Source organism: Kosakonia sp. H7A, assembly GCF_003028445.1.
Lineage (GTDB): Bacteria > Pseudomonadota > Gammaproteobacteria > Enterobacterales > Enterobacteriaceae > Kosakonia > Kosakonia radicincitans.
In genome coordinates this window covers 478153-501151 of sequence record NZ_PYTZ01000001.1, presented here as the reverse complement: position 1 = coordinate 501151, position 22999 = coordinate 478153, and the positions used below count along the sequence as shown (strand labels likewise).

Annotated in this window: 22 protein-coding genes and 1 other RNA gene; 17 read left to right on the top strand and 6 right to left on the bottom strand. The window is 51.9% G+C overall.

All coding sequences use genetic code 11. The features are described from left to right. Positions 1-409: 409 nt before the first annotated feature. Both CWM66_RS02240 and CWM66_RS02235 read left to right on the top strand, forming a co-directional pair. The gene (locus tag CWM66_RS02240) at positions 410-790 is read left to right on the top strand and encodes an Insecticidal toxin complex protein tccz (RefSeq protein ID WP_107146205.1); all 381 of its coding nucleotides are present in this window, start codon (positions 410-412) and stop codon (positions 788-790) included. Positions 791-874: 84 nt separating this feature from the next. Next, positions 875-1237, top strand: coding sequence for a hypothetical protein (locus tag CWM66_RS02235; RefSeq protein WP_107146204.1), 363 nt, complete (start codon positions 875-877; stop codon positions 1235-1237). A gap of 210 nt (positions 1238-1447) precedes the next feature. Here the strand turns inward: CWM66_RS02235 and CWM66_RS02230 are convergent, their stop codons facing one another. Together CWM66_RS02230 and CWM66_RS02225 are read right to left on the bottom strand one after the other, a co-directional pair. Beyond that, complete coding sequence (locus CWM66_RS02230; protein ID WP_107146203.1) at positions 1448-1891, bottom strand: lysozyme inhibitor LprI family protein; 444 nt, start codon at positions 1889-1891, stop codon at positions 1448-1450. Further along, a complete protein-coding gene (locus CWM66_RS02225; protein ID WP_107146202.1) occupies positions 1891-2826 on the bottom strand; it encodes a peptidoglycan-binding protein in 936 nt (311 codons plus the stop codon). The genes CWM66_RS02230 and CWM66_RS02225 overlap by 1 nt, the downstream gene beginning before the upstream one ends. 593 nt (positions 2827-3419) lie before the next feature. On the opposite strand from CWM66_RS02225, the gene CWM66_RS02220 reads away from it, so the two are divergent. The 4 genes from CWM66_RS02220 to CWM66_RS02205 all read left to right on the top strand — a co-directional run bounded on the left by CWM66_RS02220 (position 3420) and on the right by CWM66_RS02205 (position 7977). Next, positions 3420-4829, top strand: coding sequence for an MFS transporter (locus tag CWM66_RS02220; protein WP_007374723.1), 1410 nt, complete (start codon positions 3420-3422; stop codon positions 4827-4829). After that, a complete protein-coding gene (locus CWM66_RS02215) occupies positions 4826-7198 on the top strand; it encodes a glycoside hydrolase family 3 N-terminal domain-containing protein (protein WP_035889217.1) in 2373 nt (790 codons plus the stop codon). Before CWM66_RS02220 ends, CWM66_RS02215 begins: the two co-directional genes overlap by 4 nt. A 258-nt stretch (positions 7199-7456) precedes the next feature. Further along, complete coding sequence (locus tag CWM66_RS02210) at positions 7457-7657, top strand: hypothetical protein (RefSeq protein WP_007374726.1); 201 nt, start codon at positions 7457-7459, stop codon at positions 7655-7657. 131 nt (positions 7658-7788) lie between these two features. Next, positions 7789-7977, top strand: coding sequence for a hypothetical protein (locus CWM66_RS02205; RefSeq protein WP_007374728.1), 189 nt, complete (start codon positions 7789-7791; stop codon positions 7975-7977). An 11-nt stretch (positions 7978-7988) separates the two neighbouring features. On the opposite strand, the gene rprA is transcribed toward CWM66_RS02205, so the two are convergent. Beyond that, an RNA gene (gene rprA, locus CWM66_RS02200) (antisense sRNA RprA) lies at positions 7989-8096 on the bottom strand. A gap of 191 nt (positions 8097-8287) precedes the next feature. After that, a complete protein-coding gene (gene ydiK, locus CWM66_RS02195) occupies positions 8288-9397 on the bottom strand; it encodes an AI-2E family transporter YdiK (protein WP_107146201.1) in 1110 nt (369 codons plus the stop codon). Positions 9398-9605: 208 nt separating this feature from the next. Between ydiK and CWM66_RS02190 the strand changes: the two genes are divergently transcribed. The 4 genes from CWM66_RS02190 (at position 9606) to CWM66_RS02175 (ending at position 14616) form a co-directional block, all read left to right on the top strand. Next, positions 9606-12662: an FAD-binding and (Fe-S)-binding domain-containing protein gene (locus CWM66_RS02190; RefSeq protein ID WP_107146200.1), complete on the top strand. Its 3057-nt coding sequence runs from the start codon at positions 9606-9608 to the stop codon at positions 12660-12662. Further along, positions 12659-13069 (top strand): 1,4-dihydroxy-2-naphthoyl-CoA hydrolase, encoded by a 411-nt coding sequence (gene menI / locus CWM66_RS02185; RefSeq protein WP_107146199.1) that lies wholly within the window; start codon positions 12659-12661, stop codon positions 13067-13069. The genes CWM66_RS02190 and menI overlap by 4 nt, the downstream gene beginning before the upstream one ends. Positions 13070-13281: 212 nt before the next feature. After that, entirely contained in the window at positions 13282-14196 is a 915-nt protein-coding gene (gene lpxP / locus CWM66_RS02180; protein WP_007374733.1) for a kdo(2)-lipid IV(A) palmitoleoyltransferase, read from the top strand. A 69-nt stretch (positions 14197-14265) separates the two neighbouring features. Then, on the top strand, positions 14266-14616 hold the full coding sequence (locus CWM66_RS02175; protein ID WP_233218349.1) for a hypothetical protein: 351 nt from the start codon (positions 14266-14268) through the stop codon (positions 14614-14616). Between the two features lie 2 nt (positions 14617-14618). Here the strand turns inward: CWM66_RS02175 and CWM66_RS02170 are convergent, their stop codons facing one another. Both CWM66_RS02170 and CWM66_RS02165 read right to left on the bottom strand, forming a co-directional pair. Then, complete coding sequence (locus CWM66_RS02170) at positions 14619-15356, bottom strand: EAL domain-containing protein (protein WP_107146197.1); 738 nt, start codon at positions 15354-15356, stop codon at positions 14619-14621. 778 nt (positions 15357-16134) lie between these two features. After that, entirely contained in the window at positions 16135-16920 is a 786-nt protein-coding gene (locus tag CWM66_RS02165) for an alpha/beta fold hydrolase (protein ID WP_107146196.1), read from the bottom strand. Between the two features lie 94 nt (positions 16921-17014). Here CWM66_RS02165 and CWM66_RS02160 point away from each other — a divergent pair, with 94 nt between their 5' ends. The 7 genes from CWM66_RS02160 to sufE all read left to right on the top strand — a co-directional run bounded on the left by CWM66_RS02160 (position 17015) and on the right by sufE (position 22988). Further along, entirely contained in the window at positions 17015-17335 is a 321-nt protein-coding gene (locus tag CWM66_RS02160) for a hypothetical protein (protein WP_146159918.1), read from the top strand. 145 nt (positions 17336-17480) lie between these two features. Next, complete coding sequence (gene sufA, locus CWM66_RS02155; protein ID WP_007374739.1) at positions 17481-17837, top strand: Fe-S cluster assembly scaffold SufA; 357 nt, start codon at positions 17481-17483, stop codon at positions 17835-17837. An 8-nt stretch (positions 17838-17845) separates the two neighbouring features. After that, complete coding sequence (gene sufB / locus CWM66_RS02150) at positions 17846-19330, top strand: Fe-S cluster assembly protein SufB (protein ID WP_043953738.1); 1485 nt, start codon at positions 17846-17848, stop codon at positions 19328-19330. Between the two features lie 17 nt (positions 19331-19347). Then, on the top strand, positions 19348-20094 hold the full coding sequence (sufC, locus tag CWM66_RS02145; protein ID WP_007374741.1) for a Fe-S cluster assembly ATPase SufC: 747 nt from the start codon (positions 19348-19350) through the stop codon (positions 20092-20094). Continuing rightward, positions 20069-21340, top strand: coding sequence for a Fe-S cluster assembly protein SufD (gene sufD / locus CWM66_RS02140; protein WP_079518016.1), 1272 nt, complete (start codon positions 20069-20071; stop codon positions 21338-21340). The genes sufC and sufD overlap by 26 nt, the downstream gene beginning before the upstream one ends. Further along, positions 21337-22557 (top strand): cysteine desulfurase SufS, encoded by a 1221-nt coding sequence (sufS, locus tag CWM66_RS02135; RefSeq protein WP_071920692.1) that lies wholly within the window; start codon positions 21337-21339, stop codon positions 22555-22557. Before sufD ends, sufS begins: the two co-directional genes overlap by 4 nt. A 14-nt stretch (positions 22558-22571) precedes the next feature. Beyond that, a complete protein-coding gene (sufE, locus tag CWM66_RS02130; protein WP_007374744.1) occupies positions 22572-22988 on the top strand; it encodes a cysteine desulfuration protein SufE in 417 nt (138 codons plus the stop codon). The last annotated feature ends 11 nt before the right edge of the window (positions 22989-22999 follow it).

Below are 22999 nucleotides of genomic sequence, written 5' to 3'. Positions count from 1 at the left end.
TGAAACCACTTCTACGAGCGTCTTCGATGTATCCAGTTGAACATTAGGATGTAAGACACTATAAAGCTTCATGCTGAGGAAATCAGGTATGACAAATGCTATAAAAATCAATAGTTTGTTTATATCCCATATATCCATTTTTTTATCTTTAACGTTCAAACTGTGGTACAGGATATTATGCCATGGTTCGCATGATAATCTTGTAGAACATACACTGCATAGTGAAGCTAAAAATACCATTCTCAGTTCTGCAAGTTTTCACAGGAATATTGATAGCATCAGGGGCTGCGTCGTAGCAATGTCTTTCACGCCGCCGTTCTTCGAGGCGTTGATGAGGGCAGATTTGCCTGAGATGTGTTCAGCCAAAGAGACCGCAGCCTGATATAATCCCCCCCAGTACGGAGGGGATATGAATATTAGGATAATGCTGTTTATTGCTGCGCTTTTGCCGTTCTATGCGTTTGCTGACAAAGGTGATTTCACTTTTAAAGTCGGTGATAGTATTACAGCTATACCGTCTTCATGCGTTGAATCAATAAGCTACGACGGAAAAGACGAGATTGTTTCTGAGAGTTTGTACGTGTCTCTTACTACCGAGTGTGGTCAACTGCTTTATCAGGGGACGCGCGAGAGCATTGGTAAAATGGCTCGTTTTTCATACAGAGATAATTTAATCTCATCTGTAGTTATCACCTCTGCTATAAGGAGCAGTTTCAGGATATCATCAAAGGAAATACCAAGAACGGTGCTGATGCAGATGCTGAGTGATTATGGTGCAGAGAGTGAGTGACAGGAATTTAGCAGCCAAACGCATGTGATCCAATCTATTTTTAGATGATTAACGAAAAGAAAAAATAAATATCAGGACTTTATCATGGTTGAAATAGGATTGTTGACTTGGCTTGGCACACAAGTTTTAAGCTTTGGCAAACTCAAAAGAGAAGATCGTTTAGCCGCTATCGATGGTTTAACACCATCTGTAGGTGCGACTATCGCGTATTCGGAAAAGTTGAACAAAACTCATATTAGAGATATCGCAGAGGAGCATGCATTGCACAACCTATGGTTTTCTGCCTCTTCAGCCGTGAGTCGGTATGATAAAGAACTTGCGAGGGTTTGCAGAGAGAAAGCGCGGTATTGGCTTAAATATGATGAGTACGATGATCATATGGTTGAGCAACTTAAAATAAGACTGATTGATGTTGCCAATAATCTTGAAGATATGAAATACGAATAGCCATAGTTTAATTTTCCATAATCAACCCGCCATAATCTTTAAGCCGCCGGACTGAACACCCTGTGGCACCTTATGCACCAGATGGAGACATTATGGCGCAGCTATAACTCATCGAGCATTGTTTGAGTGTTGTCCCCGGCTTAAGTTAATGGCGCTTATAAAATCAGGCCGGGGATTGAAAAATATTGAAATGAGAACGCGCTAACTAATTTATTCTTTATTCTTCATTTGAATCATCTGTATTTCACTAATGCGCCGGCTATTCATGTTTATATTGCACCCAGCAAAAGCAGCTCCCAGGGAGTGTGTGCCTTGAGCGCCAGTTGTTGCTACATTGCAGTAATCGTCACGGTATTTTAACCATTCACTCTGACTTTTCTTGAAAGCATCGATCATCCGCTTTTTGCGATCTTCATCACCCATCCACCATTGGGTGTAATCAAACCCTTCAATCTCTTTAAGCTTATCGGTGTAAGCTTTGTTAAGTGCATCGTCTGTTTTATCGCTGAGGTCTTCCAGACATTCGCTGTTATTTTCACCGTATTTTTGGATGCAGGCTTTTACATCTTTATTCGACGTAATATCAGTAGCAGCGGCAGCCAGCGAAGCATTAGATGCCAGCAGCAGGGAAACTAAAACCAGAAGCTTTTTCATTACTGAAGGTTCCTTACTCTTATGTTTGTTCTTCTAACGTCACTGCCAAGATTGCTGTCGTTGCGCAGATAATCGATGATTTGCTGTCTGCTACCACCTTCGGCCATGATTTTAACCATTTGTTTCGCCGTAACGTTACCCTGATATAGCGTGTCAATAAACGCATCCCTGATGGTTTTATCTACGCTATTCCAGTCAAGAGCATTGGTAATGCCTAAGCGCCGTACCTGACGGCTGTAAACGCCTTTCCCGTATTCAATTTTTTCACGGTATGCAATTTCGAATAACCGTATTTGCTGCTGGTGTGTAATTTCACCTACGAACGGACCATACATTTTTACGAATTGATCTGCTTCTCGATTTTTAAGCCCGGCAGCTTTTGCACACAGTTGGGCTTTATACTCTTCAATACCCGCCTGCCTGAGCGTCGCCAGGATTTCGCCCGCACTGCGATTACCCATATCGTATCCTCTGCCCAGAGTGACACCTGATCCGCCAACTGGTGGCCAGTGCAGGATTCTGGAAAAATATGGATATGGGTTCTGCCTGAATGGCATCACTGCGGTGATATAGTCTGTGCCTTCAGCATCAAACGTTATCTGCCCAATGCTTACTCGAAGTGGGCCGCTGATATTTTTGGGCCGCCAGTGGGGTGTGGTTGCTTCTTCCAGCGCCTGCATAAACCAGGTATCAGTAGCATTGATCAGCCCTGATGGTGATAAATTCAGCAATCGTTGATACCAGCGTATTGCCTCGACGGTATCCAGATTACAACGCCCATCAGGTTGAATATGTCTGCCGGTCGCTACCGAGTATCCGGCACCGACAAGCTGCTGCTGGACAATTTTTACTTCTTTCGGATCGTTCGTTCCGCAATCGCCTACTGAAGAAGTCAGCCTGAATACCCTGGGGGCATGTTGCTGGCTGTGTCTCATTTGACTCTCCTTTTTCACGACATCATTCTGAGCTATGCATAATGATTTTTATTCTTGCACATGCATTGTAGCTGGCTTATTCACTGAAATCCCGCAGTAGATTTTTGAATATTCGGGGTTTGCTGATTGCTTAATATTCCCCGTTTTGCTTTTCCGTAAGCAGCAATCCATAATACCTGCGTCAGCCCAAACTATAGGGCAGGATCGTCTATCGGGGTGGGGTCATTCCATCAACGTCTCAGAAGTGTCCAGATTATCCGTGGCGATTCAGAAAGGGTAAAATTAGCCTGAATTGAGATAAAATGCACTAAAAAACACTGGTTACATAATCAGTGTTTTTTTGCATGTGAGTAATTATTATAGGTTTTATTTTGTTGGCTGGCATGTGGATGCTGGCACAATGTCGGGGATTTTTTTATTTTCGCCGCTAACTCGTCGGCGATCACAATTACTAAAAAACGTAAAAAGCCTGGTAATTATCACAATTGTCCGGGTGAGCGCTTCTTCTAATACTTTAGCCTGTAGTAAGCGGCGCGAAGCCCTGTTCGCGTCAGGTTGAAATATCCATTTTCACCTCACAAGGCTGATAAAAAATGACCCTCACCTCTGTTCTTAGTACCAAAGATAAAATAGGTTATGGCCTCGGCGATATGGCCAGCGCGCTGGTCTGGCAAACGGCCACACTGTTTCTCGCTTATTTCTATACCGATGTTTTTGGTTTACCCGCCGCTATTATGGGCACCATGTTTTTGGTGGTGCGTGTGATTGATGCGTTTGCCGATCCCTGTATTGGCGCACTGGTCGATCGCACGCAAACCCGTCACGGACGTTTCCGTCCCTGGCTGCTGTGGTTTGCGATTCCGTTTGGCGTCAGTTGCATTATCACTTTCTATGTGCCGGATGCGGGCCCAACGGCAAAAATCATTTATGCCTGCGTGACCTACGCGATCCTGAGTTTTATCTACTCCGCGATAAATGTACCGTACTGCGCCATGCCCGGTGCGCTGACCATGGACCCGCAGGAGCGTCATTCCCTGCAATCGTGGCGTTTTTGCCTGTCGTTTATCGGCGGATTGATCGTGACTGTGATTGCGTTACCGCTGGTGGCGCAGCTCGGTAACGGTAACGATCAGAAGGGCTATTTTTACGCGATGAGTATGATGGGCGTGCTGGGTATTTTACTGTTCTTCGGCTGCTTCTTTATGACTCGTGAGCGTTATACGCCGCATAATGACAGCTCAGGATCAATATTCAGCGATCTCAAATTACTGGCGAAAAATAGCCAGTGGCGCATTGTTTTTCTGTTTAATATTTTACTGCTTACCGCTGTGGTTACGCGCGGTTCGGCAACTATGTATTACGTCAAATATGTATTACAGCGCCCGGAAATGGTCTTTACCTTTATTGTTTCCGGCATGATTGCAGCGCTGCTTGGCGCATTATTCTCCGCACGTTTGTTAGGGAAATTTGATCGTGTTCGTGCTTATCAGTGGACCATCATTACCTTTGTGGTGTTTGCCGCGCTGATATTTATCATTCCGCCCACACAAGTGTGGCTTATATTCGGCCTCAACATTGTTTTCAGCTTTATTCAGAATCTCACCACGCCGCTACAGTGGACCATGTTTTCCGATGTGGTGGATTACGAAGAGCACCGCAGCGGGCGACGCCTTGATGGCCTGGTGTTCTCGACGGCGCTGTTTGCCATCAAGTTCGGTCTTGCGTTGGGCGGCGCCGTTGTTGGCTGGGTGCTGGGCGCGGTGGATTATGTACCAAATCAGGCGCAGCAAACGGCCAGCGTACTGACCACTATCAATGCGTTGTTTACGCTGATCCCGTGTCTGCTATTTATTGGCATGGTGCTGCTGCTTACCCGCTACAAACTGAATAGCCAGCTGACCAACACGATTGCCCGCGAACTGATCCGCAAACGCGACGCCAGCAATTCAGTGACAACCCCACAAACTTCCCCGGATTTCAGTAACACAGGAGTGACCCGATGAGCGCAATTTATCAGGACCCTGGCCGCCCGGTTTCCGAACGCGTGGCCGATCTGCTTGCCAGGATGACACCGGAAGAGAAATTCGCCCAGATGCATGCGTTGTGGCTGGTGCTGTCAGAAGATGGCGAGCACCGTGAACGCAGCGATCTGAGCGACGAATTTGCTGGCGTCAGTGCCCAGGCGGCGCTGGCGGAACGGTTAACGCGCGGTATCGGGCAGATTACCCGTCCGCTCGGTACGCATATTGTTGATGCGAAAAGCGGCGTAAGAGCCGCTAACCGGCTGCAAAAAACCATGGTAGAAGAGACGCGGCTGGGGATCCCGGCGCTGTTTCACGAAGAGTGCCTGGTGGGCTTGTTGTGCAAAGACGCCACGCTATTTCCTTCATCGCTCAACTATGGTTCGACCTGGGACCCGGCGCTGATCAAACGCACCGCACAGCAAATCGGCGAAGAAGCGCGCAGCACCGGTTGCAAGCAGGGATTGGCGCCGGTGCTGGATGTTTCGCGCGATGTGCGCTGGGGCCGCACCGAGGAGACGTTTGGCGAAGATCCGTGGCTGGTGGGCGTGATGGCCTGCGCTTATGTTGAGGGGTTGCAGGGTGAGCGGGGCGATATGCTGGCGACGCTTAAACACTACGTTGGCCACTCTTTCAGCGAAGGCGCGCGCAACCATGCGCCGGTGCACCTGGGTTTTTGCGAACTTAACGACACCTTTTTGTTGCCCTTTGAAATGGCTGTCAAACTGGCGAAAGCCGGTTCGGTGATGCCCGCTTATCACGACATCGATAATCAACCTGGGCACAGCGATCATTTTCTGCTGACCACGCTGCTGCGCGAAGAGTGGGGCTTTGATGGCATTATTGTTGCCGATTATGGCGGCGTCAGCCTGCTCCATCAGCATCACGGCGTCAGTCATGATGCGGCAGAATCGGCGGCATTAGCCTTCAACGCCGGGCTGGATATTGAATTGCCGAAAGATGACTGCGCCCGTCATCTGGCGGAGGCGGTTGAGCGCGGACTGATTTCGATGGCGAAGATCGATGAAATTGTCGCCCGCGTGCTGGCGGTTAAATTCCGCCTTGGGCTGTTCGAACAGCCCTATACGGATGAGCGTCGCATCGTGTTGCAGTCTGATGCGGCGCGGCAGGCTGCGCGTGACGTGGCAACCCGTTCGCTGACCCTGCTGGAGAACAACGGCATTCTGCCGCTGCGAGGAGCAGCAAAAGTGGCGGTGGTTGGCCCGACAGCGGACGATCCGCTGGCCCTGCTCAGCGGTTACAGCTTCCCGGTACATTTGATCATCAGCGATATGCTGGAAGAGACCTCGCAGGTTACCACGCCGCTGGCAGCCTTGCGCCAGGCGCTGGGCGAGGGCAATGTTCGCTATGCGAAAGGTTGCCATATCATTGAAAAACGCATGGCGGGAGCGCCGGTTTTCCCGGGCGATGCCTCCGGCAAACCGATGCAGCAATCGCCGGTTTCCATGGATCAAAGCCTGATCCCGCAGGCAGTGCGTGCAGCGCAGGAGAGCGATGTGGTGATTGCTTGTGTGGGCGATCTCGCCGGGCTATTCCAGAGCGGCACGGTGGGTGAAGGCTCCGATACGGACAGTCTTTCGCTGCCGGGCGTACAACAGCGATTGCTTGAGGCACTGGTAGAGACCGGTAAACCCGTGGTGGTGGTGATGACCGGCGGGCGCCCTTACAACTTGCAAGGGCTGGAAACGCGTGTCGCCGCCTGGTTAATGGCATGGGCGCCGGGCCAGGAGGGCGGCTACGCAATTGCCGATGTGCTGACCGGCCGCGCGGAACCGCAGGGACGGCTGGTGGTGAGCGTGCCGAAAAGCGCGGGCGCAATGCCCTATTATTACAACCACAAACTGAAAAGCGGCGGGACGCCGTTCGCCTTCCATTTTGGCTCCCGCTACCCGTTCGGCTACGGCCTGAGCTGGACGCAGTTCGATTACGCGCCTCTGGTGTTGTTAACGCCGGAAGTGGCTATTGATGGCGAGATCGCATTGCAGGTTCGGGTCACCAATGTTGGCGAACGCAGCGGCGGCGAGGTTGTGCAGATCTACGTGCGCGACAAAGTGGCTTCGATGGTGCGGCCGGTACAGGAGCTGAAAGCGTTCCAGCGCGTGGACCTTTCGCCAGGAGAATCCGCAACGCTGACCTTTACGCTGCCCGTGGATATGCTCAATTTCACGCGGCGCGACGGCAAGCGCATCGTCGAGCCGGGGGAGTTTGAGTTGCGGGCTGGCGCGTCATCGGGAGATATACGCGCGACAGCAACGGTGAATGTTACCGGTGAAACGCGGGTGCTGCCAGCCGCATGGAGGATGATGAGCCACTGCGAAATCAACCGCTAGCAAACCGCAGCCCATCGCCAAGTGGGCTGTTTTTCTGGTTAGCATGCAGATAACAAATACATGTGAGAAATAACAAGCCCACTTTATTTCTCACATAAACGTAAGCTATGCGTGTGATCGTAAGCTATTTGTGCCGCGATCCTGAATATATTTATTGTATTGATAATTACCCTGAATATAATCCCTTTCGTTCACTTTTATTTATCCCGCATAGTATTTCATGCTTTATTTAAGCGGCGTGTTTCGAGGCAATGTAATATGAAAAAAAACCATGAACGGCATTACGTTCATTTTATTTGTAATGGGCAAACAGGCTTTGTGGAAGTGGAACCTGAAGGTGCCATGTGGGTGAATTACGCGGGCGATCGCCGGGCTTATATGGCGTTGCAGGGAAGGTTACGCAATGTGGTTGATCATATTCTGGCGCAACACAATCTGTTTGCTGGCAGAGTGGGATAAGGATTTACGCGATCTCTGCTATTTATTTCTACTTCTCCAACTCTCTTTAGTCGTTAATTTTTTTGTTTTGCATCAGCGTGCGTTTTTTTAAATGCAATGTTGACTCACCTGTATTATCTGGAATGGTTTGCATGAAAAGTTTATTGATGGTTATTGCTGTACTGGCCTGTACGGTGCTCAACGGCTGCGCCTCGTATAATGATCATATACGGGCCTGTGATGGCCGGGACGTCAGCGCAGTACATTTAGCGTTAGATTATCTGCCTGTTGGCGCAGCGCTTGATAATGGTACATGCGCGGTGGCCGGTAATGCGAAGTGACGTTTTTGAGGTGAAAAAAAAGCCCATCGTGGGAGATGGGCAAAGACTACACACAGCAATTCGTTGTTTCACTCAGGGGATTTCCATGCTTATAAACCAAGGTGTTGATTTATAACCGTGGACTTATAGTAGGCATGCTGATTTTTTGAGTCGATCAGATTCGTCTCATTAGTTTAATAGTCTTGAAGAATATATGCCGAAGATGCCGCATTCTGCGGGCTACAGAGGGGGCTGACCAGATTTTATTATCTTAAATGATAAGTGTGACTTAATAATTACTTAAGGCGGGCTACCCCGCCTTAAGACTATTTCAGGAAGAGGCTCCCGAATTTTGCTCGTCATTCAATATATCTTCTGGGCACGTGGTCGGTTCGGGTACTTCATTCACCCATGCGGAGAAAAGACGCCATGAGACGGCCAGCAGCACCGGGCCAATAAACAGGCCGATCATACCAAATGCGATCAGCCCGCCGATGACGCCGGAGAGGATCAAAATCAGCGGTAAGTCTGCGCCCATGCGAATAAGCACCGGGCGGATAAAGTTATCCAGCGTGGCGACCACGCAGCTCCAGACCAGCAGCACGGTACCCCAGGTGGAATCGCCGCTCCAGTAAAGCCAGATGATCGCCGGAACCAGCACCAGCAATGGCCCAATCTGAATAAGACAGTTCATCAGCATCACGACGGTGAGCAGCGTAGCGTAAGGGACGCCGGAAATGGCCAGCCCGATTCCGCCCAGAACCGCCTGCACCAGCGCGGTCACGACCACGCCCAGCGCCACCGCGCGGATAGCCTGACCGGCGAGGAGTACCGCCGCATCGCCGCGCCTGGCCGCCAGACGAACGGCGAAATGGCGAATCCCCTGCGCAACCTGCTCACCACGCCAGTAGAGCAAGGCGCTGAATAACAGCATCAGGCCGCAGTGCAGCATAAAACGCCCAATATGCGCGGCCTGGCCGACAAACCACGTAGTGGTTGCGCCAACGTAAGGCCGCAGTTTCGCCATGATCGCGGTGCCGCCCATATCCAGCAGGTTATGCCAGCCGCTATAGAGCTTTTCACCGACCAGCGGAATGCTGTGCAGCCATGCGAGATCGGGCGGTGACATCGAACCGGTGGTAATGGCATGGATAACCGGGCCGCTGGAGTCCACCAGGCTGTTCACCAGCAGGGCAACGGGAACAATAAACAGCAGGATTAAGAGCAACATCATCACCAGCACCGCCAGCGAGCGTCGGCCAAATAGCAGGCGTTGCAGACGTAACAGCAACGGCCAGGTGGCTATCACTACGGTTCCCGCCCAGGCAAAACCGAGGATAAAGGGCTGAACAATCCACAAACAGGCGATAATCATGATTGCTAAAAACAGTACCGACAGCATCACTTGCGGCACATCCCTGGACTGACGTAGATCAACCATATGATTTACACACCTTTATTAAGTTGCTGAAGAGTGGGCGTTGCAGGAAGACGCCCGTGATAATGATTAATGATTTCAGCGCGTTTGCCCAGCCCGATTGTGCCTGCAATTCTCTGGGCGTATAAGAAAAAAATGTGATACAACGATGCATGCTTAAAGCAAACGATTAACTATTCACAACACTCACCATCAGGCAGGGTCAAGCATAATGATCCCACAGATTTCCCAGGCACCCGGCGTTGTTCAGCTGGTGCTGAATTTTTTGCAAGCACTGGAGCAGCAAGGTTTTACAGGTGATACCGCCACGAATTATGCCGACAGGCTGACGATGGCGACAGACAACAGTATTTACCAGTTATTACCCGATGCAGTCGTTTTTCCCCGTTCAACATCCGATGTTGCACTGATAACCCGTCTGGCGGCGGAAGAACGCTTCCGCACGCTGGTGTTTACGCCGCGCGGCGGCGGCACCGGCACCAATGGACAGGCACTGAACCAGGGCATCATTGTCGATATGTCCCGCTATATGAACCGCATCATGGAGATCAACCCTGAAGAGGGCTGGGTGCGTGTTGAAGCGGGCGTCATTAAGGATCAGCTTAACCAGTTCCTGAAACCTTACGGGTTCTTTTTCGCGCCGGAGCTCTCCACCAGTAACCGCGCGACGCTCGGCGGAATGATCAACACCGATGCTTCTGGTCAGGGTTCACTGGTATACGGTAAAACCTCCGATCACGTTTTGGGCGTGCGCGCGGTGCTACTGGGCGGTGATATTCTCGACACGCAGGCGATGCCGGTGGTGTTGGCGGAAACGCTGGGCAAGGCCAACACGGCAATTGGTCGCGTCTACAAAACCGTACTTGAACGCTGCCGCGACAATCGCCAGTTGATCCTCGATAAATTTCCGAAACTGAACCGTTTCCTGACCGGCTACGACCTGCGTCACGTCTTTAATGATGAGATGACAGAGTTCGATCTTACCCGCGTGTTAACCGGGTCGGAAGGAACGCTGGCGTTTATCACCGAAGCGCGGCTCGACATCACCCGGCTACCGAAAGTGCGTCGCCTGGTGAACGTCAAATATGACTCGTTTGATTCCGCCTTGCGCAATGCGCCGTTTATGGTGGAAGCGCGCGCGCTGTCGGTAGAGACCGTGGATTCGAAAGTCCTGAACCTGGCACGGGAAGATATCGTCTGGCATTCAGTAAAAGAGCTGATTACCGATGTGCCGGATAAAACGCTGCTCGGCCTGAATATTGTTGAGTTCGCTGGTGACGATCAGGAATTGATTGACGGCCAGGTCGCGGCGCTGTGCCAGCGGCTGGATGCGCTGATGGCCAACGGTGAAGGCGGGGTCATTGGCTGGCAGCTTTGCGAGGAACTGGCCGGGATTGAGCGCATTTATGCGATGCGTAAAAAAGCGGTCGGTCTGCTGGGTAACGCTAAAGGGGCGGCCAAACCGATCCCGTTTGCTGAAGATACCTGCGTACCGCCGGAACATCTGGCGGATTATATCGTTGAGTTCCGCGCGCTGCTGGACAGCCACGGTCTGAGCTATGGCATGTTTGGTCACGTGGATGCTGGGGTGTTGCACGTGCGTCCGGCGCTGGACATGTGCGATCCGCAGCAAGAAGTATTGATGAAATCCATCTCTGATGAGGTGGTGGCGCTGACGGCGAAATATGGCGGTCTGCTATGGGGGGAACACGGGAAAGGGTTCCGCGCCGAGTACAGCCCGGCCTTTTTCGGCGCTCAGCTTTATGGCGAGCTGCGAAAAATCAAAGCGGCATTCGATCCTGAGAATCGCCTGAATCCCGGTAAAATTTGTCCTCCGGAGGGCGTGGATGCGCCAATGAAACAGGTGGATGACGTGAAACGCGGGACTCTGGATCGGCAAATTCCTATTGCGGTGCGCACTTCATGGCGCGGGGCGATGGAGTGTAACGGTAACGGTCTGTGCTTTAACTTTGATGTGAAAAGCCCGATGTGCCCGTCGATGAAGATTTCTGCCAACCGAATCCATTCACCGAAAGGGCGCGCGACGCTGGTACGTGAGTGGCTGCGCTTGCTGGCGGATCGTGGTGTTGATCCGCTGAAACTGGAAAAAGAGCTGCCGGAGAAACGCGCCAGCCTGCGTACATTGATTGAGCGTACCCGCAACAGCTGGCATGCACGGCGTGGTGAGTATGACTTCTCGCACGAGGTGAAAGAGGCGATGTCCGGCTGCCTGGCCTGCAAAGCTTGCTCCACGCAGTGTCCGATTAAAATCGATGTGCCGGAATTCCGTTCGCGCTTCCTGCAACTTTATCACAGCCGTTATCTGCGCCCGGTGCGCGATCATCTGGTTGCTACGGTAGAAAGCTATGCGCCGCTGATGGCGCGGGCGCCGAAGACGTTTAACTTCTTTATGAGTCAGCCGTGGGTGCGTTCGCTGTCGGCCAAACATATCGGCATGGTCGATTTACCGCTGCTGTCGGTGCCCTCCCTGCAGCGTCAGATGGTGGGTCACCGCACGGCAAATATGACGCTGGAGCAGCTTGAACAGCTCAATGCGGCGCAGAAAGCGAAAACGGTGCTGGTGGTACAGGATCCGTTTACCAGCTATTACGATGCGCAGGTGGTGGCTGACTTTGTGCGGCTGGTGGAGAAACTCGGCTTTGAGCCGGTGGTGCTACCTTTCTCGCCGAACGGCAAGGCGCAACACATTAAAGGGTTCCTCAATCGCTTTGCCAAAACTGCGCAGAAGACCGCCGATTTCCTCAATCGCGTGGCACAACTGGGAATGCCGATGGTGGGCGTCGATCCGGCGCTGGTGCTGTGCTATCGCGACGAGTACAAACTGGCGCTGGGCGATAAGCGCGGTGATTTCCATGTTCAGTTGGTGCATGAGTGGTTGCCTGCGGCGCTGGAGCATGTCGAGGCCCGCGCGGTGAGCGGTGAACCGTGGTATCTGTTTGGCCACTGTACGGAAGTGACGGCATTGCCGGGCGCGACGGGGCAGTGGGCGACGATCTTCGCTCGTTTCGGCGCGAAGCTGGAAAATGTCAGCGTGGGCTGCTGCGGTATGGCTGGTACTTACGGCCACGAAGTGAAGAACCACGCCAGTTCGCTGGGCATTTATGAGCTTTCCTGGCACCAGGCGATACAGCGTCTGCCGCGTAACCGCTGTCTGGCGACCGGCTACTCATGCCGTAGCCAGGTGAAGCGCGTTGAGGGTAACGGGGTGCGCCATCCATTACAGGCTTTGCTGGAGATACTGGGATGATCTGGAAACGTGCAGTCACGCTGGAAGCGCTCAATGCTATGGGCGACGGTAATATGGTTGGTCTGCTGGATATTCGTTTTGAGCGCATCACGGATGATGCGCTGGAAGCCTCCATGCCGGTAGATGAACGCACGCACCAGCCGTTTGGCCTGCTGCACGGCGGTGCGTCGGTCGTGCTGGCGGAGACGCTTGGCTCGGTGGCTGGTTATTTATGCACCGAAGGGGATCAAAAAGTGGTCGGGCTGGAGGTGAATGCTAACCACTTGCGTTCGGTGCGCGGCGGCCGGGTGCGCGGCGTTTGCCGTGCGCTACATACGGGCGGACGTCATCAGGTCTGGCAAATCGATCTGTTTGATGAACAGTCGCGGCTTTGCTGCTCATCCCGTCTGACCACTGCAATTGTCTGACCAGTTTCGGCGGAAGCAATCCGCCGAAAATATTCACCTTTTCTTCATTATTCTCTCCATCTCCCTTTAACGCTTCGTGCTATAGTGCGTGGCACTGGATGTACCGTTTCGGCACCTTCTGCCGCGGCGAATAGCTGTAACGCATAATGACCTGATGAAGTGATTCATTGTCTCCTTAAGCGCTACTGAATTTAGGCTTTAAGGTAACAGTGATGACATCGTTTAAACTCTCATTTTTACACCCGCGCCACTGGGTGACCTGGGTCGGCCTGGCTTTGCTCTGGCTGCTCGTTCAACTTCCTTATCCCGTTTTGGCCCGCCTTGGCGCAGGGCTTGGACATCACTCCCGCCGTTTTCTGAAGCGTCGCGAACGTATTGCGCGCCGTAATCTTGAACTCTGTTTTCCGGTGATGAGCGAAGCGCTGCGTGATGCGCTGATTGCCAAAAACTTTATGTCGCTGGGTATGGGGTTAATCGAAACCGGCATGGCATGGTTCTGGTCAGATAAGCGCGTGCGCCGCTGGTTTGATGTTGAAGGTTACCAGCATTTACAGGCCGCGCAGGCCAGCGAGCAGGGCGTGATGGTTGTCGGCGTGCATTTCATGTCGCTGGAGCTGGGCGGCCGCGTGATGGGATTGTGCCAGCCGATGATGGCCACCTATCGCCCGCACAACAACCCGCTGATGGAGTGGGTACAGACGCGTGGACGTATGCGTTCAAATAAAAATATGATCGACCGCCGTAACCTGAAAGGGCTGGTGAATGCGTTAAAACAGGGTGAAGCTGTCTGGTTCGCGCCGGATCAGGATTATGGCCGCAAGGGCAGTACCTTCGCGCCATTCTTCTCGGTGAAAAATGCCGCCACTACCAACGGCACGTTTGTACTTTCGCGCCTGTCGGGCGCTAAAATGCTGACGGTGACGATGGTGCGCAAAACCGATGGCTCAGGTTATTCATTGCATATTGGTCCTGCATTAAATGATTATCCTGGCGAGGATGAGTTTGCGGCAGCCAGTTATATGAATAAAGTGATTGAGCGCGAAATCTTGCGCGCGCCGGAACAGTATCTGTGGATCCATCGCCGCTTCAAAACCCGTCCGCTCGGTGAACCTTCGCTCTATAACTGATCTCTTTTCTCAGCGTCCCGGCTTTGGGGCGCTGTATTATCATTGCGTTAAAATTGACTCGGGATGCTTATGATCAGGTTTATTGTGGTCAGCAGTTTTACTCTCTTTTCCGCATGTTCGTTCGCCGCTGGTATCAACCTCTCCTGCGATGAATATACCGCTGTTGTTGAGCCTGAAGGGCTTACCGTTAACGGCCACCGCTATACCAATCCGCAAGAGAAGCCGTTCAATATCTCTGACGATTATACTGGTCGCTCGCTGATTTATACCGACAGTCAGGATCAGAACAACCAGACCAACTGGGTCGCTATCAACATCATCACGCAGATCTCCAGCGGTAAAAAAGCCTTCTTCTTTTCGGACAGCAAACACACGGATGACAAAGCTATCATCTGTACGCGTAAAGACGCAGGGCAGTAAGGTTAAAAGTCTTCCAGCAGCCGCAACTGACTGAAGGTTAACGGGGGAGAGAAAATGTACCCCTCGATGCCGATATGGCTGTAGCGGCTGAGCAGAGCAAGGTCGGATGAACGTTCCACACCCTCGCAAATTACATGTGTGCCTGCCGGGATCACCTTGTCGATCAAATTGTGAAGTGTTGATAATTTTGCCGGGCTGGCGGCAATTCCGTAGACCAGCGTTCGCGCGAGTTTAATTGTGTCAAAGCGAAACAGCCGCAGACTGTCGGCGGCTTCATCCCGGGCGCCAAAATCATCTAACGAGAGCATAAAACCATAGGTTCTCGCCTGCTGTAAAAATGCCTGACGAGGCGTCTGTGGTATATCAGTCAGCCACTCGCCAATCTCAATCTCAATGCGTTGCGGCGATACGTGATGATGCCCGCACTGCTGGTAAAGGCTGGCAAGGTACGCCATATCATTCATTAACTGAGCGGGAAGTTTGAATGAAACCGTGATGCCTTCTTTCATTTTCAGCAGTTCGCAGACGGTCTCAAACAAAAAATCGCTAATGGCTTTAATGGTTTCTCTCTCAAGAATATCGAAGGATTGTTCCACTGAAAGCCAACGATCGCTGGCATTATAAATTTTGGCAAGAACTTCGTAGCGGAAAATAGTTTTTCCAGAAAGGTGCATGACGGGTTTGAACTCTGCAGTAACGCTAAGTTTTTTGTCCGCAATTTCGAGTGTTTTTATATTCATTATCCCTGATTCAGCTCCCCACTCACAAGAACAGGTCTAACCACTATATAATTTTTCAATTTTACACAACTAATCATAATCTTTGAAAATTGTTTTGAATGATCGATCCTCTCTTTTCGATAGTCTGTATCTATTACTATTATTAAAATGATCGCTTAAATCTATAAATAAGGGTGGCCTTTTGTTTTAAGTATTTTTATTGTGTCAGGTTTATTAACTAATGATTTGCGTTTTGTATTATTTATCTCCTTGTTTTTGGACAGGAAAGTGGACTCAACGCAAATTAATGCGTTCTTATCGCCTGCGGAATGATTTGCCAAAAGTGTAAACTTTAGCGCACATCACCGCTTTTCGACCGGAGGGTGGCTTGTTACTGCCTCACTCGGCGCGATCCGTTGTTCATTTTTTTTGATCTTTTTTCTGTCATGGATGATGTCCGTAAACATGTATTTTTAATATGTATATCGGCGCAGAAAAGCGGAGAGTAAAAATAAAATGACATTTTAAGGCAATATCACTCTTACGTTTGCGTACCCTTGAGAGGCAAAGCCTTAAAGAGATAAATCTGCTCAGAAAGCGTAATAAACTTTTTCAAATTTGCGATTAATGAATTTCGTATGCAAACAACAAGTGTGATGAGCCCCGAAAATAACAAAATTTGGTCACGGTATTTTTATACGGTATTGCTGTACGTCAAAAAAAGTGCGTGGAACTAAAACCGGTGTACTTACCGTGCGATCTCCACTCTCCATCGGCGGGGAGTGGAGTATCACGGAGGTTATAAATGTCTGGAGAGGAAATTCTCAATCAAGCTCAGCACTTCCCCGGGATTTTCGCGGTTGCTGATATGCGCAGCATTCGGGATCAGCGTGAAATCGCAGCCCAGTTTTTCTGCCATCAGACGACCTTCGACCGGCGGCCTCGGCAGATCCAGTTCACCGGTGGCAACGTGTGTCGGACAACGAATGGAATCCAGCACTGACAGCCTGTCCGGGCGGCCAAAAATCTGTTTACCGAGCGGAACGATACTGCCGCACAGTTGTTCCGCTGTGAGTGAAGAGAGATACGCGGTGAGCCGCTGGACATCCGCCGGTGCGGCATGCTGCGAATAAAATTGCCCGACAATGTAATCCAGCATCGCGGGCGGAATGAAACCGGCGGTGTCAATGGCGTTGAGCATGCCAAAGTAGCGCTCGCGCGCTTCACTGGTTTCATCACCGATAAAAGTATCAAACAGCATTAACGCTTTTACCCGCTGCGGCGCGGCAGCGGCCAGTTCGGCTCCCCACATGCCGCCAACGGACAACCCCATCACCGCGAACTCCTCAATCTGCAACGCATCCATCAGCGCCAGATGATCGGCGGCCAGATCCGCCAGCGACGTTGTTGATGCGGGCAGGGCGGGAGAATCGCCGTGGCCCCATAAATCCGGCGCTATCACGCGAAACTGTTTAGCCAGAGCTTCAATCTGCGGTGACCACATCGATTTATCGAACAGATAACTGTGGCCGAGTAAAACGGGAAATCCTGAACCGGTATCTAAATATGACATCGTTGCCTTCATTAACTCTCTCCATGTTTGCAGGGCGCTGCCCGGATTTAAACCAGGCGATATCTTACAGGAGATATTTTCGCCACGTCGGCTGAGAAAATCCTAATTGCAGAGAAACGTCTTAAGCCGTGAGCAATGCGTTCCCGGAAATGGCGCCGTCTCTTCCATCGCGATTTATGTTCATACCACTATGGATTTTATGGCGATTGTCGAAGATGAAGGGGGAAAAGTGGAGTCTGTGCGTCAGTTCGGTGATGCCGATAACTTTTTGATAATCCACTACGTTTTTAATGCGACGTTTTTTTTCGATCCTATCTCAAAAATAGGTATTGCCTATACATCTTATCTTTTTCACCGGACTGTCTGCGGCTGGCTATTTAAAGTCATTATTTATCAATTTATTAAACAATTTTTCACTTATCTGTAATGCCTTTCAGCAACGTCTATGCTTATAGCAACAGCCAAAAAAGGGGCTACCGGGGGAATAACCCTGCGGGAAAGAGGTTGAAGTGAGAATTATTATCACTAACATAGCATCAAGCCCTTCGAATCTGGTGATGTGAGGTAATGCGATGGAATCATTTAATCCGGAAGATTTTGCGTGGCGCGGGCTGACCATGACGCCTGCCGCTGCTGAACATATTCGTACGCTGGCCAGCAAACAGGCCGGCGTGCTGGGCGTGCGGCTCGGCATTAAGCAGACCGGCTGCGCGGGCTTTGGTTATGTGCTGGATACCGTGACGGAACCGAATGCTGACGATTTGCTGTACGAATCCGAAGGCGCGCGCCTTTACGTTCCGCTTCAGGCGATGCCCTTTATTGACGGCACGGAAGTGGATTATGTACGTGAAGGGTTAAATCAGATCTTCAAATTTCATAACCCGAAAGCCCAGCATGAATGCGGCTGTGGCGAAAGCTTTGGGGTATAGGCGGTACTATGTCTCGTAATACTGAAGCAACTGACGATGTCAAAATCTGGACCGGTAACCTCAATTATAAAGAGGGGTTCTTCACGCAATTAACCACCGATGAGCTGGCGAAAGGCATCAATGAAGATGTCGTGCGGGCGATCTCGGCGAAACGTAACGAGCCGGAGTGGATGCTGGAGTTCCGCCTGAGTGCCTTTCGCGCCTGGCTTGAAATGGAAGAGCCGCACTGGCTGAAAGCGCACTATGACAAGCTGAACTATCAGGACTACAGCTACTATTCGGCCCCGTCCTGCGGTAATTGCGATGACACTTGCGCCTCGCAGCCGGGTGCAGTGCAACAGACGGGCGCGAATGCCTATCTGACCGATGAAGTGGAAGCCGCGTTTAACCAGCTGGGCGTACCCGTGCGTGAAGGGAAAGAAGTGGCGGTAGACGCCATTTTCGACTCGGTTTCCGTTGCTACCACTTACCGCGAGAAACTGTCGGAGCAGGGCATTATTTTCTGCTCGTTCGGTGAGGCTATCCACGATCATCCGGAGCTGGTGAAAAAATACCTCGGCACAGTTGTGCCGTCGAACGATAACTTCTTCGCCGCGCTGAATGCTGCTGTCGCCTCCGATGGCACGTTCATTTATATCCCGAAAGGCGTGCGTTGCCCGATGGAGCTGTCCACCTATTTCCGTATCAATGCGGAGAAAACCGGCCAGTTCGAACGCACTATTCTGGTGGCCGATGAAGGCAGTTACGTCAGCTATATCGAAGGTTGCTCCGCGCCGGTGCGCGACAGCTACCAGCTCCACGCGGCGGTAGTGGAAGTGATCATCCACAAAGATGCCGAAGTGAAATACTCCACAGTGCAGAACTGGTTCCCCGGCGACAACAACACCGGCGGCATTCTTAACTTCGTCACCAAGCGCGCGCTGTGCGAAGGCGAAAACAGCAAGATGTCGTGGACGCAGTCAGAAACCGGTTCGGCCATTACGTGGAAATATCCGAGCTGCATTCTGCGCGGCGATAACTCCATTGGCGAGTTCTTCTCCGTGGCGCTGACCAGCGGGCATCAGCAGGCCGATACCGGCACCAAGATGATCCACATCGGCAAGAACACCAAATCGACCATTATTTCGAAAGGGATCTCGGCCGGGCATAGCCAGAACAGCTATCGCGGGCTGGTGAAAATCATGCCGACAGCGACGAATGCCCGCAACTTTACCCAGTGCGATTCGATGCTGATCGGCCCGGACTGCGGTGCACATACCTTCCCGTATGTTGAATGCCGCAATAACAGCGCCCAGCTTGAACACGAAGCCACAACCTCGCGCATTGGTGAAGATCAACTGTTCTATTGCCTGCAACGCGGTATCAGCGAGGATGATGCTATCTCAATGATTGTTAACGGTTTCTGTAAAGACGTCTTCTCCGAGTTGCCGCTGGAATTTGCCGTTGAAGCGCAAAAACTGCTGGCTATCAGCCTTGAACACAGCGTCGGTTAAGAATTAAAGGATAATAAATGTTAAGTATCAAAGATTTGCAGGTAAGCGTTGAAGATAAAGCAATCCTGCGCGGTTTGAGTCTGGACGTTCGTCCTGGTGAAGTGCATGCCATCATGGGGCCGAACGGTTCCGGGAAAAGTACGCTCTCTGCAACCCTCGCCGGGCGTGAAGATTATGAAGTCGTCGGCGGCAGCGTGGAGTTTAAAGGCAAAGATTTGCTGGAGTTGTCACCGGAAGATCGCGCCGGTGAAGGCGTCTTTATGGCCTTCCAGTATCCGGTAGAAATTCCCGGCGTCAGCAATCAGTTCTTTTTACAGACGGCACTGAATGCAGTGCGGAAATATCGCGGCAAAGAGGAGCTTGATCGCTTCGATTTCCAGGATCTGATGGAAGATAAAATCAAACTGCTGAAGATGCCTGAAGATCTGTTGACCCGTTCGGTGAATGTCGGCTTCTCTGGCGGTGAGAAGAAGCGTAACGACATTCTGCAAATGGCGGTGCTGGAACCGGATCTCTGCATTCTTGATGAAACCGACTCCGGGCTGGATATTGATGCGCTGAAAATCGTTGCTGAAGGGGTGAATGCCCTGCGCGATGAGAAACGGGCTTTTATTATCGTCACGCACTACCAGCGTATTCTTGATTACATCAAACCCGACTTTGTGCATGTGTTGTATCAGGGGCGCATCGTGAAATCTGGCGATTTCACGCTGGTTAAGCAACTGGAGGAGCAGGGCTATGGCTGGCTTACCGAACAGCAGTAACGCGCTGCAACAGTGGCATCACCTGTTCGAAACCCGGGGCGGCGCGCGCTCGGAAGTGGCGCAACAACATTTGCAACAAATGTTGCGCTTAGGCCTGCCGACGCGCAAACAGGAGAACTGGAAATACACCCCGCTCGATGGCTTACTGAACAGCCAGTTTGTTAGCGCGAGCGCCACGGTAAATACCGCGCAGCGTGACGCGCTGGCGCTGCCGGTAGATGCCATCAGGCTGGTGTTTGTCGATGGGCAATTCAGCGCTGAGTTAAGCGATGAAACGGCTGGTTCCGGTTTTGACGTGACGTTCAGCGACGCGCGCCATTCTCTGCCCGCGCCGGTGCAACCGGAGATGTTCCTGCACCTGACTGAAAGCCTGGCGCAGAACGTGACGTGGATTCAGGTCGCGCGCAATCAACGCCCGGCGAAACCCTTGCTGCTGATGCATATTACGCAGGGGCTGGCAGGCGAAGAGATGAACACCGCGCACTATCGTCATCATCTCGAACTGGCGCAGGGTGCTGAAGCGACGATTTATGAGCACTATGTCAGCCTCAGCGAACAGCCGCACTTTACCGGTTCGCGTCTGACGATGAATGTGGCGGCGAATGCGCATTTGCACCATGTGAAACTGGCATTTGAAAACCCGCAAAGCTATCACTTTGCGCATAACGATCTTCTGCTGGGAGCCGATGCGGCGGCTGACAGCCATAGCTTCCTGCTTGGTGGCCTGGTGCTGCGCCATAACACCAGTACGCAGCTGAATGGTGAAAATACGCAGCTTAATATCAACAGCCTGGCGATGCCGGTGAAATCGGAAGTGTGCGACACTCGCACCTGGCTTGAGCACAACAAAGGCTACTGCAACAGCCGCCAGTTACATAAAACTATTGTCAGCGATAAAGGACGGGCGGTGTTCAACGGTTTAATCAATGTTGCGCAACACGCGATTAAAACCGACGGCCAGATGACCAACAACAATCTGCTGTTAGGACGTCTGGCGGAAGTGGATACCAAACCGCAACTGGAAATTTATGCTGACGATGTGAAGTGCAGTCATGGCGCAACGGTTGGCCGTATTGATGATGAACAGATGTTTTATTTGCGCTCGCGCGGCATTAACCAGCAGGCGGCGCAGAAAATGATCATCCATGCTTTTGCCGCTGAACTGACGGAAGTGATTCGCGACGAAGCGTTAAAACAACAGGTTCTGGCGCGTATCAGTCAGCGCCTGGCAGGGGGCGTAGCATGAGTTTTCCCGTGAACGCGGTACGCGCCGATTTTCCGGTGCTGCTGCGTGAAGTGAACGGAACGCCGCTGGCTTACCTCGACAGCGCTGCCAGCGCGCAAAAACCGAATCAGGTCATTGATGCCGAAGCGGAGTTTTATCGCCACGGTTACGCTGCCGTGCATCGGGGGATCCATACCCTCAGCGCGGAAGCGACGCAGCGTATGGAACAGGTACGTGAGAAAGCTGCGGCGTTTCTTAATGCGCGTCTGCCGGAAGAGCTGGTATTTGTGCGCGGTACGACGGAAGGGATCAACCTGGTTGCCAATAGCTGGGGCAACAGCCAGGTGCGTGCCGGCGACAATATCATCATCAGCGCGATGGAGCACCATGCGAACATCGTGCCGTGGCAGATGCTGTGTGAACGTGTGGGGGCGCAGTTGCGTGTGATCCCGCTTAATCAGGATGGCACTCTGCAATTAGAGGTGCTACCGACACTGCTGGATGTACGCACGCGGCTACTGGCGATCACCCAGGTTTCTAACGTGCTGGGGACGGAAAACCCGGTGGCGGAGATGATCGCGCTAGCGCATCAGCAGGGCGCGAAAGTGCTGGTGGACGGCGCGCAGGCGGTGATGCATCACCCGGTTGATGTACAGGCGCTGGACTGCGATTTCTATGTCTTCTCCGGGCATAAACTGTATGGCCCGACCGGCATTGGCGTGCTGTACGCCAAAGAGGATATTTTGCAGGCTATGCCGCCGTGGGAAGGTGGTGGTTCAATGATTGCCACTGTCAGCCTGACGGAAGGCACTACCTACGCGAAAGCGCCGTGGCGGTTTGAAGCCGGGACGCCGAATACTGGCGGGATTATCGGGCTGGGTGCGGCGATCGATTATGTGACCGCATTGGGCCTTGAGGCGATTGGCGAGTACGAACAGACGTTGATGCGTTATGCGCTGGCGGCGCTGGCGGAGGTGCCGGATTTAACACTCTACGGCCCGGCGCAGCGTCAGGGGGTAATTGCCTTCAACCTTGGTAAACATCACGCTTATGATGTCGGCAGTTTCCTCGACAATTACGGTATTGCCGTTCGTACCGGGCATCATTGCGCGATGCCGCTGATGGCGTTTTACAATGTGCCTGCGATGTGTCGTGCTTCGCTGGTCATGTACAATACGCAAGAAGAGGTGGATCGTCTGGTGGCTGGCCTGAAACGTATTCATCAGTTGCTGGGCTAACGAAAGAGGCGAGAATGGCCGCATTACCCGATAAAGAGAAATTGCTGCGCAATTTTGCCCGCTGTGCCAACTGGGAAGAGAAGTACCTTTATATTATCGAGCTGGGACAGCGGTTGCCGGTGCTGAGCGCCGAGGAACATAACCCGCAAAACATTATCCAGGGGTGCCAAAGCCAGGTCTGGATTGTTATGCATCGTAATGACGATGGCGTGATTGAGCTGGCGGGCGACAGCGATGCCGCGATTGTTAAAGGGCTTATTGCCATCGTTTTTGCGCTCTACCAGCAGATGACGCCGCAGGACATCGTCGCGTTTGATGTTCGTCCGTGGTTCGAAAAACTCGCTTTGACACAACATCTCACGCCTTCTCGTTCGCAGGGACTGGAAGCAATGATCCGCGCAATCCGCTCCAAAGCTGCCAACATTAGCTAAACTCAAAGAAA

Bases quoted from the DNA above. Each gene is read 5' to 3' on its own strand.
- CWM66_RS02240 (WP_107146205.1), top strand. From the start codon at position 410: ATGAATATTAGGATAATGCTGTTTATTGCTGCGCTTTTGCCGTTCTAT.
- CWM66_RS02235 (WP_107146204.1), top strand. From the start codon at position 875: ATGGTTGAAATAGGATTGTTGACTTGGCTTGGCACACAAGTTTTAAGC.
- CWM66_RS02230 (WP_107146203.1), bottom strand. From the start codon at position 1,891: ATGAAAAAGCTTCTGGTTTTAGTTTCCCTGCTGCTGGCATCTAATGCT.
- CWM66_RS02225 (WP_107146202.1), bottom strand. From the start codon at position 2,826: ATGAGACACAGCCAGCAACATGCCCCCAGGGTATTCAGGCTGACTTCT.
- CWM66_RS02220 (WP_007374723.1), top strand. From the start codon at position 3,420: ATGACCCTCACCTCTGTTCTTAGTACCAAAGATAAAATAGGTTATGGC.
- CWM66_RS02215 (WP_035889217.1), top strand. From the start codon at position 4,826: ATGAGCGCAATTTATCAGGACCCTGGCCGCCCGGTTTCCGAACGCGTG.
- CWM66_RS02210 (WP_007374726.1), top strand. From the start codon at position 7,457: ATGAAAAAAAACCATGAACGGCATTACGTTCATTTTATTTGTAATGGG.
- CWM66_RS02205 (WP_007374728.1), top strand. From the start codon at position 7,789: ATGAAAAGTTTATTGATGGTTATTGCTGTACTGGCCTGTACGGTGCTC.
- ydiK (WP_107146201.1), bottom strand. From the start codon at position 9,397: ATGGTTGATCTACGTCAGTCCAGGGATGTGCCGCAAGTGATGCTGTCG.
- CWM66_RS02190 (WP_107146200.1), top strand. From the start codon at position 9,606: ATGATCCCACAGATTTCCCAGGCACCCGGCGTTGTTCAGCTGGTGCTG.
- menI (WP_107146199.1), top strand. From the start codon at position 12,659: ATGATCTGGAAACGTGCAGTCACGCTGGAAGCGCTCAATGCTATGGGC.
- lpxP (WP_007374733.1), top strand. From the start codon at position 13,282: ATGACATCGTTTAAACTCTCATTTTTACACCCGCGCCACTGGGTGACC.
- CWM66_RS02175 (WP_233218349.1), top strand. From the start codon at position 14,266: ATGATCAGGTTTATTGTGGTCAGCAGTTTTACTCTCTTTTCCGCATGT.
- CWM66_RS02170 (WP_107146197.1), bottom strand. From the start codon at position 15,356: ATGAATATAAAAACACTCGAAATTGCGGACAAAAAACTTAGCGTTACT.
- CWM66_RS02165 (WP_107146196.1), bottom strand. From the start codon at position 16,920: ATGAAGGCAACGATGTCATATTTAGATACCGGTTCAGGATTTCCCGTT.
- sufA (WP_007374739.1), top strand. From the start codon at position 17,481: ATGGAATCATTTAATCCGGAAGATTTTGCGTGGCGCGGGCTGACCATG.
- sufB (WP_043953738.1), top strand. From the start codon at position 17,846: ATGTCTCGTAATACTGAAGCAACTGACGATGTCAAAATCTGGACCGGT.
- sufC (WP_007374741.1), top strand. From the start codon at position 19,348: ATGTTAAGTATCAAAGATTTGCAGGTAAGCGTTGAAGATAAAGCAATC.
- sufD (WP_079518016.1), top strand. From the start codon at position 20,069: ATGGCTGGCTTACCGAACAGCAGTAACGCGCTGCAACAGTGGCATCAC.
- sufS (WP_071920692.1), top strand. From the start codon at position 21,337: ATGAGTTTTCCCGTGAACGCGGTACGCGCCGATTTTCCGGTGCTGCTG.
- sufE (WP_007374744.1), top strand. From the start codon at position 22,572: ATGGCCGCATTACCCGATAAAGAGAAATTGCTGCGCAATTTTGCCCGC.